The following is an 11,750-nucleotide window of genomic DNA, read 5'->3' as shown; positions in this document are numbered from 1 at the left end:
GCGCGGATCATTGGGTGTCAGCGCATCTCTTCGGCGGGAGCCACCCCTAGAATACCAAGACCTGCGGAAATAACAATCGCCGTGGCACGTGCGAGGGCAATTTTCGGCAAGCTGGCATCTTGATTGTCCTGCAAGAAGCGCAGCTCGGGCACGTCATTGCCACGATTCCAGAGCGCATGCAGCTCGCCAGCCAGCTCATAGAGGTAGAACGCGATGCGGTGCGGCTCGTTCGTGCGGGCGGCAATTTCCACCAAGCGCGGCCATTCCGCCAGCTTCGTCGCCAGCTTCAACTCCGCCTCATGGGCGTTGCCAGACAGGTCCACCCTAGCCAGCGTCGCATCGGACACATCCCAGCCTTCGGCCTGCGCCTTGCGCAGCACCGAACACACCCGCGCATGGGCATATTGCACATAGAAAACAGGGTTATCCTTGGATTGCTCCAGCACCTTGGCGAAGTCGAAATCCAGCGGCGCGTCCTGTTTGCGCGTCAGCATCACAAAGCGCGTCACATCGGCGCCGACCAGATCGACCACATCGCGCAAGGTCACAAACGTCCCTGCCCGCTTGGACATCTTGAACGGCTCGCCGTTCTTGAACAGCCGCACCAGTTGCGTCAGCTTGATGTCCAGCGGCACGCGCCCGTCCGACAAAGCCGAGACCGCCGCCTTCATCCGCTTCACATAGCCGCCATGGTCCGCGCCGAACACGTCGATCAGCTCGTCAAAGCCGCGCTGCACCTTGTCGTAGTGGTAGGCAATATCAGGGGCGAAATAGGTCCACGCGCCATCGGATTTCTGGATCGGGCGATCCACATCATCCCCATGCGCGGTGGAGCGGAACAGCATCTGCTCACGCGGCTCCCAGTCCTCGGGAACCTTGCCCTTTGGCGGCTCCAGCGTGCCGCGATAAATCAGGCCCTTGGCCTTCAGATCGGCAATCGCCGCCTCGATCAGCCCTGTGCCATACAAAGACTTTTCGGAGTAAAACTTGTCCATCTCGACGCCCAGCGACTTCAGATCCGCGCGGATCAGGTCCATCATCGCATCGGTTGCGAAGTCGCGCACCTCTTCCAGCCAGTGCTCCTCGCCCTTGTCGAGATAGGCGTCCCCTACCTTCGCTTTCAGCGCCTCGCCCACCTCGATGAGGTAGTCGCCGGGGTAGCTGCCTTCGGGCCAGTCGACGCTCAGGTCATGGGCCTCCACATACCGCAGGTAGACAGACCGCGCCAAAACATCGACCTGTGCACCACCATCGTTAATGTAGTATTCGCGCGTGACGTCATAGCCCGCGTAGTCCAGCAGCGACGCCAGCGCGTCGCCGAACACCGCCCCACGCGTATGGCCGACATGCAAAGGGCCGGTCGGGTTGGCAGAGACATATTCCACATTGACCTTGCGCCCCGCCCCCAGATCGGAGCGCCCGAACGCCGCGCCGTTTTCCAGCGCGGCCTGTACGACACCGGCCCAGACGCCCGTCTCCAACCGCAGGTTCAGAAAGCCCGGCCCCGCGACCTCGGCCAATGCCACGCGGTCATCCGCCATCAGCTTCGCCGCAAGGGCGTCGGCAATGTCGCGTGGCTTCATCTGCGCGGGCTTGGCCAACACCATCGCTGCGTTGGTCGCCATGTCGCCATGGGCCGCGTCACGCGGCGGCTCCACCGCCACATTGGCGAAGTCCAGCCCCTCTGGCAGCACACCTTCTGCCACCATCGCGTCAAGCGACGCGATCACAACGGCGCGAATATCGGAAAACAGGTTCATCATCTCACCTCATCAGTCCCGCGCGGTTTACCACGCCCAGATGCACGGTCCACCCCCATCATTGCTTCAAAAATACCTCGGGGGTTTGGGGGCGGAGCCCCCATCAAGCATAAAGCGCGCGCAGCGCACAATTTCGCTACCTGCGCCCCGTCACATAGCTGTCCGCCGCAATGCCACCAATCAATCGCTCGTGTTCCTGAAGCGCAAACCGGTCCGTCATGCCTGCGATGTAATCCGCGACGATCCGGGCCAGCGCGGTCTCCCCGTCGGCGTCCTCCACATCCTTGCGCCATTGTTTGGGCAGCAGGTCGGTCTGGTCCATGAACAGCGGGAACAGCTCGTCCACCACTTGGGTGACCTGCGCGCGCATCTCGACCACAGCGGGGGCGCGGTACATGCGCGTGAACAGGAACTCGCGGATCACCTTCAACTCCGTCCAGACCTCGGGCGAGAACTGCACCATGGCCCGCCCCGCCCCGCGCACATCGGCGACAGAGCCTGGTGCCAAGCCCGTCAGCCGGGCTTTCGCCACCGCGATCACATCCTCAACCAACAGCCCGAAGAAGCGGCGCAAGGCCTCGTGCCGGCGGCGATAGTAGTTCAGGCCCGGATACAGCTCGTCCACCCGCGCAAAGCACGGGCCGACCAAGGGCAGTTCCGCCAGCTCATCGGTGGAAAACAGCTCCGCCCGCAACCCGTCATGGAGATCGTGATTGTTGTATGCGATATCGTCCGCCAAGGCCGCCACTTGCGCTTCCGCGCTCGCATAGGTGCCCAGTTCCAGATCGTGCCGCGCCGAGTATTCGGCCAGCGCATAGGGCAAGTCGCCTGTCACCGGCCCGTTATGTTTCGCAATGCCTTCAAGGGTTTCCCAGGTCAGGTTCAATCCGTCCCATTCCGCATAGTGGCGCTCCAGCGAGGTCACGATCTTGAGCGCCTGCGCGTTGTGATCGAAGCCGCCATAAGGGGCCATTAGCGCGTCCAGCGCCTCCTCGCCCGTGTGGCCGAAAGGCGTGTGGCCCAGATCATGGGCCAGCGCGACCGCCTCGGTCAGTTCCGCATTCAGCCCCAGTACACCAGCGATGGTCCGCGCCACTTGTGCCACCTCGATGGAGTGCGTCAGGCGGGTGCGGAAATAGTCGCCCTCATGCTCGATGAACACCTGCGTCTTGTGCTTGAGACGGCGGAAGGCGCTGGCGTGGATGATCCTGTCCCGATCCCGCTGGAAGCAGGAGCGGAAGGTGCTTTCTTCCTCCGGATACAGCCGCCCGCGGCTGTCGCTGGGGTGGCAGGCATAGGGGGCCAGCATTTTATCGTCCTCGTTTCTTTTGTTTGGACCGTCCTACACCAGCACGCCGCCAGTGACGAGTGCGCGCCCCCGGTTGTGCAAACCCGTTACGATGCCCAAGTATATAGCGCGAACAGGATCGACCTCCCGCAGCCCGAAAGGAAGCTGACCATGTTTAAGGTAGAGAAGAAAAGCGCTGACCTCATCGAAATCGAAATCGGCGGCAAAATCACGGCGGACGAAATGTCCAAGGGGCTCGATGCCCTGCTGCCGATGACCGAACAGATGAAAAACGGGCGCATGCTCGCGCTCTACCATGACATAGAGTTTCCCGAGGCAGGCGCGATCCTTGAGGAAATGAAGCGTCTGCCGCAACTCTTTGGCATGTTGGGCAAGGTCACCAAGGTGGCCTTGGTGTCGGACCAGAAATGGATCCGCGACATCGCAGAGCTTGAGGGCACGATTCTTCCTGGCATGTCGGTCCGCAGCTTCACCTCCGACGAACGGGCTCAGGCCGAGGCATTTCTGAAGCTTGAACCTGCAGTGGACGAGATCGACGACGATGGTGGCGACGACAGTTTTCCCGTCTGATCAGACTACATCTTGAGATCGGTCGCCCCGCGCCTTACCTTCAAGGCAGAAACGCTATCACAGGATGCAAGCTATGGAGATGACCCTGCCCCCCAAAGTGACCGACCGCGCCTTCGCGCGGCTCGCCGAGATCGGTGCATCCGGTCAGGGTCAGGCGTTGAGGGTTGCGGTTGATGGCGGCGGATGCTCCGGCTTTCAATATGACATCAAGCTGGACATACCCGCTGACGACGATCTGATCCTGTCAAAGGACGGCGAAACCGTCGTCGTCGACTCCGTCTCGCTGCCATTCCTGTCAGATGCTGTGATCGACTTCACCGAAGAGCTGATCGGCGCGCGGTTCGTGATCAAGAACCCCAACGCCACATCGTCTTGCGGCTGCGGCACGTCATTTTCGATGTAGACAAGCGCGAAGGCGCAACGTCCGTCCGGTATCAGATCAAAGCGTGCGTTTGTATTCCTCCAACGCCGCTTCCCATGCCGGTGAGTTTTCCAGAATTTCGGGATTGAACGGGACGAAGTATAGCCCCTGAATCGCCCCACGCGACGCCTGCACATCTTCGGATTCTGGAACCCCACAGGCTGTAAGCGCCAACAAGGCGCCCAGTACCGCAACTACTCTCATGGTCTGCCTCATGCAGTTTTTTGTTTTTATTTGGTTCTTTTATAGAGGCAGCATACCGAAACGGGGCGAAAATGCGACACCGCACCCCGACACCAGCCGCCGCCTGTATCCTTTCCGTCACGCAATCGCATGAACCAACCCGGCACTTTCGCCCACCTACAACTCCTCACTCTTGCCCTTGGGCGGGGCGTAGTGGATACCTGACATCAGCTGCAAGGGGGTCTGTTCCATGAAAATCGCGACGTTCAACATCAACGGCATCAAGGCACGCCTCAACGCGCTGACCGACTGGCTGAGCGAGACGCAGCCCGACGTCGTGCTGCTGCAAGAAATCAAATCTGTGGACGAGGCCTTCCCCCGCCAGCATTTCGAGGACATGGGCTACAATGTCGAAACCCATGGCATGAAGAGTTTTAACGGCGTGGCGATCCTGTCGAAGCTGCCTCTGGAGGACGTCACGCGCGGCCTGCCCGGTGATGACAGCGACGAACAAGCCCGCTGGATCGAGGCCACGGTCGTCGGCGACCAACATGCAGTTCGCCTGTGCGGGCTATATTTGCCCAACGGCAACCCCCGCCCCGGCCCGAAATTCGACTACAAACTTGCATGGATGGAGCGGATGCACGCCCGCGCGAAAGACCTGCTCTCGTCCGAGATGCCTGCAATGATGGCGGGGGATTACAACATCATCCCGCAGGCCATTGATGCCGCCCGCCCCGACGCATGGCGCGACGACGCGCTGTTCCACCCGGAGAGTCGCGCCGCCTATCGGCGCATCCTCAATCTCGGGTTCACCGAGGCGTTCCGCACCCGCAACCCCGCGCCAGAGCAATATACCTTCTGGGACTATCAGGCAGGCGCGTGGAACCGTAACGATGGTATCCGTATCGACCATCTATTGCTGACGCCGCAGGCCGCTGACTTGTTGAAAGACTGCCAGATCGACCGCGAATATCGCGGGCGCGAGAAGCCGTCCGACCATGTCCCCGTCTGGGTGGAACTCGCAGCATAATCACCAAAGAAAAACCGCCGGAGCATTCCTGCACCGGCGGTTTTTTCTCTAAGCAGATGTCCTGCTCAATCGTCGCGGTGGACCTTCTCGCGGCGCTCGTGACGCTCTTGGGCCTCAAGGCTCAAGGTCGCGATCGGGCGGGCGTCGAGGCGCTTGAGCGAAATCGGCTCGCCGGTCTCGTCGCAATAGCCGTACTCGCCCTCGTCGATGCGGCGTAGGGCTGCGTCAATCTTGGAGATCAACTTGCGCTCGCGATCACGGGTCCGCAGCTCCAGCGCGCGGTCGGTTTCCTCGGACGCACGGTCGGCGATGTCCGGAATGTTGCGCGTGCCGTCTTTCATGCCAACCAGCGTCTGCGCGGTCTCTTCCAGAATTGACGCCTTCCAGTCCAGCAGCTTGCGTCGGAAATATTCGGTTTGCCGGTCGTTCATGAATGGCTCGTCTTCGGCCGGCTGGTAATCGTCGGGTAGAAATACTTCGGCTTTCATCCCAGGTCCTCACTCTTGCGCATGATCGGCGGTCGAATACGACTCAAACCCATTATGCTTCAACTTCCCTGCGTCCTCGTAACCGAACGCCCCCCCCTTGTCACGCACATAAGGGACGCTAAAAGGGCGTTAGCGCGATCAATTGCCAGATCATCAACTCCACGTCACAGAGGCTTGTTTTAGTTATGGATTCCACATCGCCCCGCAGCAGCGCCCTGAAGTTTACCGGCACGGAAAGCTACGTTGCGACCGACGATCTGACCGTGGCGGTCAATGCCGCGGTGACGCTGGAGCGCCCGCTGCTCGTCAAAGGCGAGCCTGGAACCGGCAAGACCGAACTGGCGCGTCAGGTATCCGCCGCGCTTGGCCTCGAGATGATCGAATGGCACATCAAGTCCACCACAAAAGCGCAACAGGGGCTTTATGAATATGACGCCGTGTCCCGCCTGCGCGATAGCCAGTTGGGAGACGAGAGAGTACATAATGTTGCGAATTATATCAAACGCGGCAAACTCTGGCAAGCCTTTGATCGCGAACAAAAATGTGTGCTTCTGATCGACGAGGTCGACAAGGCCGACATCGAATTCCCGAACGACCTGCTGCAAGAGCTCGACCGGATGGAATTTCATGTCTACGAGACCGGTGAGACGATAAAGGCCCGCCAGCGCCCCATCGTTATCATCACCTCCAACAACGAAAAGGAACTGCCCGACGCGTTCCTGCGCCGCTGCTTCTTCCACTACATCCGCTTCCCAGATATCGACACGATGCGCGCCATTGTGGAGGTCCACTTCCCCGGCCTGAAACCCGCCCTTCTGACCACTGCGCTGACGCAGTTCTACGAGATTCGCGAGACCAACGGCCTGAAGAAAAAACCCTCCACATCCGAGGTGCTGGACTGGCTGAAACTGCTGCTGGCAGAGGATCTTAGTGCCGAAGATTTGAAGCAAACCGGAAACAGTGCGTTGCCGCGTCTGCACGGGGCCTTATTGAAGAACGAGCAGGACGTGCATCTGTTCGAGCGTCTCGCTTTTCTTGCCCGCGGTCAGAGGTAGCGAAACAATAGCCCGCAAAAAGCCCAATTCGCCACAAACTCGCGCCCCAATGCATCGCTTAACACTAAGTTAATCGAGCAAGGGACGAGCAATAAAAGTGACGAGTATTTCAACAGAATCGGAGACGATCACCGGCGCACAGCGCAAATTGGAAGCAATCGCGAAACGCTCACGCAATTGTGTCCACGACGCCACGTTCCCCCGCCTTTGCAGAAATATCGCGCCAGATCAAAAAAACGCGGGTATAACGCTGTGATGCGCCGCTTAGCTGTTCCGATTCTGTGCCTCATGGCCGCCTGTGTGCCTTCCACCGATAACGAGGTGGCGGGTCGCAACGCACCGATGGCGACATCGCTTCCGCCAATGAAGACCTTCACCAGCCAGCGCGCTGGTGGCGTCAGCAGACCAAATACCCAAATTGCGCAAGATTTTCTGGACCTGACCTTCCAAATGGAAAGCGGTCGCCCGCTGCCATGGCTGACCAGGTTCGAAGGGCCGATCAAAGTTGCCGTCACCGGACAGGCCCCCGCGTCGCTCGAAGGTGACCTCGCCCGGCTGCTTGCCCGCCTGCGCTCGGAAGCGGGTATCGACATTTCCCGCGCCGCGCGTGGTGAGACGGCGCAGATCATAGTAGAGGCCATCCCGCGCAAGACTCTGCAACGCGCGGTGCCGCAAGCCGCCTGTTTCGTCGTTCCAAACGTCGCTGGCTGGTCAGAGTTCAAACGCGATCGTGGCAACGGCAAGACTGACTGGACCCGCTTATCCAACCGCACAAAAGCCACTGTCATCATCCCCAATGACGTGTCGCCGCAGGAAGTCCGCGACTGCCTGCACGAGGAAATTTCACAGGCCCTCGGCCCGCTCAATGATCTTTACCGCCTGCCTGACAGCATTTTCAACGACGACAATTTCCACACGATCCTGACCGGCTTCGATATGCTGATCCTGCGCGCCTACTACGCGCCAGAGTTGCGCAACGGCATGACCCGGGGTCAGGTCGCCCGCGTTTTGCCCTCGGTGTTGGGTCGGTTGAACCCGCGCGGCAACCGCGCCACCAACGCAGGTGCCAACCGCACGCCCAAGCAATGGAACGACGCGATTACCTCCGCGCTGGCGCTGCGCACGTCGCAATCGCAGCGTGTCAGCCAAGCCGCCAAGGCCGTGAAAATTGCCCAGGCGCAGGGCTGGAAAGACAACCGCCTCGCGTTCTCACTATTCGTCCAAGGCCGCGTTACACTGGGTTCCAAGCCGGAAACCGCGATCTCCGCCTTCGTGCAGTCCGGCAACATCTACAAGCAACTCTACGGCGCGTCGGTCCACGCCGCCCATGTCAACACCCAGATGGCCGCCTTCGCGCTGTCCTCAGGCAAGCTCGACGTGGCGATCCGACTGACCGACGAAGGCATCCCCGCTGCCCGCAATTCTTCCAACGCCGCCCTGCTGGCGACGCTTCTGATGATCAAAGCCGAGGCGCTTCAAGCCGCTGGCCGCGACGAAGAGGCCCGCCGCGTCAGGCTCGACAGTCTGGGTTGGGGCCGCTATGGCTTCGGCTCGGAACGCAATGTGCGGGCGCGGCTCAATGAGATCAAAGCATTGGCCCCCCGCCGGGTACGGAGCTAGGCACTAAATGGCCCCTCTCATCGGTATGCTGATCGGCGCGCTTCTTGGCGCGGTGGTGGCAAAACGCAAAGGCGGCAACCGCCTCGACATGGCCCAATATGCGGGCGGGTTTGCCATCATCTTCGGCCTGATCGGACTGTTCGTCGCCATCTATCTGGCCCGCGCCGCCGTCGCAGCCTGATGTTTCTGCCCTTCTTCGACAACCTGCGCGCGGCCAAAATCCCCGTCAGCTTGCGCGAATATCTGGCCTTCCTCGAGGGTATGCAGGCGGGTCTCGTCACCTATGACATTGACGGGTTCTACTACCTCGCTCGCACCGTAATGGTGAAGGACGAGCGGCATCTGGATCGCTTCGACCGCGCCTTCGCCCATACATTCCAAGGGCTTGAGCAGATCACCACCGAGGACGTGCTGGAGGCGATGGACCTCCCCGACGACTGGCTGCGCAAGATGGCCGAGAAACACCTTAGCGAAGAAGAACGCGCCGAGATCGAAGCCTTGGGCGGTTTCGACAAGCTGATGGAAACGCTGAAAAAGCGTCTGGAAGAGCAAAAAGGTCGCCACCAAGGCGGCAACAAGTGGATCGGCACCGCTGGCACCTCGCCGTTCGGCGCTTACGGCTACAACCCCGAAGGCATCCGCATCGGCCAGGACGGCTCCCGCCATCAGCGCGCGGTCAAGGTCTGGGACAAGCGCGAGTTCCGCAACCTTGACGACACGATCGAACTTGGCACCCGCAACATCAAAGTCGCCCTGAAACGCCTGCGCAAATGGGCGCGGGAAGGCGCCGCCGAGGAGCTGGACCTGAACGGCACCATTCGTGCCACGGCGGAGCACGGCTATCTCGACGTCGTCACCCGCCCCGAACGGCGCAACGCCGTCAAAGTCCTGCTGTTTCTCGACATCGGCGGCTCCATGGACCCGCATATCCGTGTCGTGGAAGAGCTGTTCAGCGCCGCGCGGACCGAGTTCAAGCATCTGGAGCATTTCTACTTCCACAACTGCCTCTATGAAGGCGTCTGGAAGGACAACTCCCGCCGCTGGAACGAGCAAATTCCGACCCACGAAGTGCTACGCACCTACGGCTCCGACTACAAATGTATCTTCGTCGGGGATGCCTCCATGTCCCCCTACGAGATCGCCTATCCCGGCGGGGCCAACGAACACATGAACGCGGAGGCCGGACAAGTCTGGCTGGAACGCGCCCGCGACCAATGGCCCAGCCACTTATGGATCAACCCGCTGGAACAACGCTTCTGGCGGTACACCCAGTCAATCACCATGATCCAGCAGATTTTCGGCGCGGACCGCATGGTGCCGATGACCCTGCAAGGCATCGAGGCGGGCATGAAGCAACTCACCCGCGGCTAGGCAGGCACCAGCACCCGCGCCTCGCGCCCGGTCAAACATTGCCGCGCCGCCGCCGTGCCTGCATCCACCGCGCAGCCCGGATACAGTGCTTCCAACTCGGCCACCACGCTTGCGTCAAACCCCCGCAACACGGTCGCGCCGGGGAAGAAGCTCTCGGTCGGCAGGCCTTCAGACATGACGACCTCATGGCCGTCGAACGCCAGATGGAGATACTCAACGCCGGTATCGCTTCTCACTTGCCGAACTGTCCGACCGTTCACCAGATGAATGGCCGGAACCAGCACTTCGCCGCAGCCAAACATCAACTCGACAGCCGGTCCGTCCAGCAAAATGCGATGTTGCGGCGAGACCATCATATCCCGCGCTGGCGCCTGCGCACCGAACGCGCCGCGCTCGATCAGCACCGGACGCAGCCGCGCCTGCCGCTGCAAGTCTCCAGCCGTCAGTCGCGTCCGTCCCACCCAGTGGACAGGAATAGCGCCGCGATCCAGAGTGCAGACCAGATCGCCGACCGCAATATCCTCAACCAACCGAAGGCCCGACGGGGTCTCGATCCGCGTACCGGGGGTGAAACAAGGCGGCGTCGCATAACCCGAATAAGGCGTCGTGGAACCCGACGGCCCCTCGCTGGTTCCAACCACCGTCAAGGGCACGCCGCGCGGCGGAAATTCCCCGACACCGCCAATGAACGCCAGCCCCTCGACGGTCGCGTAGCTGGTCCCGCCGCCCGGTTCGTTGATGTTGAAGCCAATCACCGTGTAGGTGTTGCCATCCGGGTCCTCCAGCGTGAGCGTGTATTCCGCCTCCACCCGCTCGTTGCCTGCCAGCCCCGTCAGCCCGTCATAGGACGTCGCCCCGTCCAATGTCTGCCCGTTTTCGCTGTCGTTGAAATTGGCGTCGTCATCGGAAATCGCCACTGTCTCCCACGCATTGGAGTTCAGCGTGATCGTCTGCCCCGCCAGATGCGAGCCGTCCCCTTGGGTAAAGCCGGACAGCACCGCACCTCCCGAGATCGAGATTTGCGACGCCCCAAGCGTGTAAACTGTATAACTCGGCAAAACTTGCCCCTTCCTCGCACCCCACCTGCAAAAGCAGAGCGGTTTTGCATCACACGAAAGCAGGGCAGGAATGAGGTCGAAACCGCGCCAAGTCTGGGCATCGACCGCGAGGCCAAGTCTAGCGGATAGACCTTGCCAGTCTGCCCTGCGCGCCCCATATCTAAAGGTATGCTGAAGCTGACCCCGATCCTGATCGCCATCATCTACGCGCTGGTGATGTACAAGTTCTCCGCGTGGAATACCGCGCGGGCGCTGGATCAGCAGTCATCGCGGCTGAAAGACCCCGAACTCGACCTGCTCAACCTAGACATGGCCCAAGCGCTCGATCTGCCGCGGATCAAGGTCCATATTTACGAGATCGAGCCGATCAACGGTCTCGCCGCCCCGGATGGCCGCATCTTCATCACGCGCGGCTTCTTCAACAAATACAAGGACGGCTCGGTCACCGCCGCCGAAATGGCATCGGTCATTGCCCACGAGCTGGGACACGTCGCCCTGGGCCATTCCCGCCGCCGCATGATTGACTTTTCAGGCCAGAACGCCATCCGCGTGGCGCTCGCCACGGTGCTGGGCCGGTTCCTGCCGGGCATCGGCATCTGGATTGCCAACATGCTCACCTCCATGCTTGCCGCCCGCCTGTCGCGCAGCGACGAGTACGAGGCCGACGCCTACGCCTCCGCCCTGCTCACCAAGGCAGGCATTGGCACCGCGCCGCAAAAATCCCTCTTCCGCAAGCTCGACACGCTGACCGGCAGTCTGGGCTCCGGCACCCCTGCCTGGCTGCTCAGCCACCCCAAAACCGCCGAGCGCATCGCCGCCATCGAGGCGCGCGAGGCGAAATGGGGCATCCCCCAAACCTGACACCACCCCTGATTTCTTTTT

Annotated in this window: 13 protein-coding genes; 8 read left to right on the top strand and 5 right to left on the bottom strand. The window is 61.1% G+C overall.

Annotation, left to right across the window (positions count from 1 at the left end):
• Positions 1-17: 17 nt before the first annotated feature.
• Both argS and THALAR_RS11960 read right to left on the bottom strand, forming a co-directional pair.
• The gene (argS, locus tag THALAR_RS11965) at positions 18-1,760 is read right to left on the bottom strand and encodes an arginine--tRNA ligase (protein WP_040818593.1); all 1,743 of its coding nucleotides are present in this window, start codon (positions 1,758-1,760) and stop codon (positions 18-20) included.
• 136 nt (positions 1,761-1,896) lie between these two features.
• The gene (locus tag THALAR_RS11960) at positions 1,897-3,069 is read right to left on the bottom strand and encodes a deoxyguanosinetriphosphate triphosphohydrolase (RefSeq protein WP_021101829.1); all 1,173 of its coding nucleotides are present in this window, start codon (positions 3,067-3,069) and stop codon (positions 1,897-1,899) included.
• A 150-nt stretch (positions 3,070-3,219) separates the two neighbouring features.
• Between THALAR_RS11960 and THALAR_RS11955 the strand changes: the two genes are divergently transcribed.
• Together THALAR_RS11955 and THALAR_RS11950 are read left to right on the top strand one after the other, a co-directional pair.
• Positions 3,220-3,639, top strand: a complete 420-nt coding sequence (locus THALAR_RS11955) for a SpoIIAA family protein (protein ID WP_021101828.1) — start codon at positions 3,220-3,222, stop codon at positions 3,637-3,639.
• Between the two features lie 79 nt (positions 3,640-3,718).
• Positions 3,719-4,042: a HesB/IscA family protein gene (locus tag THALAR_RS11950; protein WP_040818587.1), complete on the top strand. Its 324-nt coding sequence runs from the start codon at positions 3,719-3,721 to the stop codon at positions 4,040-4,042.
• Positions 4,043-4,078: 36 nt separating this feature from the next.
• Here the strand turns inward: THALAR_RS11950 and THALAR_RS11945 are convergent, their stop codons facing one another.
• Positions 4,079-4,264, bottom strand: a complete 186-nt coding sequence (locus THALAR_RS11945; protein ID WP_021101826.1) for a hypothetical protein — start codon at positions 4,262-4,264, stop codon at positions 4,079-4,081.
• Between the two features lie 229 nt (positions 4,265-4,493).
• On the opposite strand from THALAR_RS11945, the gene xth reads away from it, so the two are divergent.
• Positions 4,494-5,276, top strand: a complete 783-nt coding sequence (gene xth / locus THALAR_RS11940) for an exodeoxyribonuclease III (protein ID WP_021101825.1) — start codon at positions 4,494-4,496, stop codon at positions 5,274-5,276.
• Positions 5,277-5,341: 65 nt separating this feature from the next.
• On the opposite strand, the gene dksA is transcribed toward xth, so the two are convergent.
• Positions 5,342-5,764: an RNA polymerase-binding protein DksA gene (gene dksA, locus THALAR_RS11935; protein ID WP_021101824.1), complete on the bottom strand. Its 423-nt coding sequence runs from the start codon at positions 5,762-5,764 to the stop codon at positions 5,342-5,344.
• Positions 5,765-5,979: 215 nt separating this feature from the next.
• Here dksA and THALAR_RS11930 point away from each other — a divergent pair, with 215 nt between their 5' ends.
• From THALAR_RS11930 to THALAR_RS11915, 4 genes are all read left to right on the top strand, one after another.
• Positions 5,980-6,819 (top strand): AAA family ATPase, encoded by an 840-nt coding sequence (locus THALAR_RS11930; protein ID WP_040818585.1) that lies wholly within the window; start codon positions 5,980-5,982, stop codon positions 6,817-6,819.
• Between the two features lie 255 nt (positions 6,820-7,074).
• Positions 7,075-8,439 (top strand): DUF2927 domain-containing protein, encoded by a 1,365-nt coding sequence (locus THALAR_RS11925; RefSeq protein ID WP_040818474.1) that lies wholly within the window; start codon positions 7,075-7,077, stop codon positions 8,437-8,439.
• A 7-nt stretch (positions 8,440-8,446) separates the two neighbouring features.
• Positions 8,447-8,620, top strand: coding sequence for a hypothetical protein (locus tag THALAR_RS18590; protein WP_040818472.1), 174 nt, complete (start codon positions 8,447-8,449; stop codon positions 8,618-8,620).
• Positions 8,620-9,810 (top strand): vWA domain-containing protein, encoded by a 1,191-nt coding sequence (locus tag THALAR_RS11915; protein ID WP_021101820.1) that lies wholly within the window; start codon positions 8,620-8,622, stop codon positions 9,808-9,810. Before THALAR_RS18590 ends, THALAR_RS11915 begins: the two co-directional genes overlap by 1 nt.
• On the opposite strand, the gene THALAR_RS11910 is transcribed toward THALAR_RS11915, so the two are convergent.
• Positions 9,807-10,868 (bottom strand): Hint domain-containing protein, encoded by a 1,062-nt coding sequence (locus THALAR_RS11910; RefSeq protein WP_021101819.1) that lies wholly within the window; start codon positions 10,866-10,868, stop codon positions 9,807-9,809. The two genes, THALAR_RS11915 and THALAR_RS11910, sit on opposite strands and share 4 nt — an antisense overlap.
• A 168-nt stretch (positions 10,869-11,036) precedes the next feature.
• On the opposite strand from THALAR_RS11910, the gene THALAR_RS11905 reads away from it, so the two are divergent.
• Positions 11,037-11,729: a M48 family metallopeptidase gene (locus THALAR_RS11905; protein WP_021101817.1), complete on the top strand. Its 693-nt coding sequence runs from the start codon at positions 11,037-11,039 to the stop codon at positions 11,727-11,729.
• Positions 11,730-11,750 lie beyond the last annotated feature (21 nt).

This window comes from Litoreibacter arenae DSM 19593, assembly GCF_000442275.2.
GTDB classification, from domain to species: Bacteria; Pseudomonadota; Alphaproteobacteria; order Rhodobacterales; family Rhodobacteraceae; genus Litoreibacter; species Litoreibacter arenae.
This window is presented reverse-complemented; position numbering and strand designations above follow the sequence as displayed.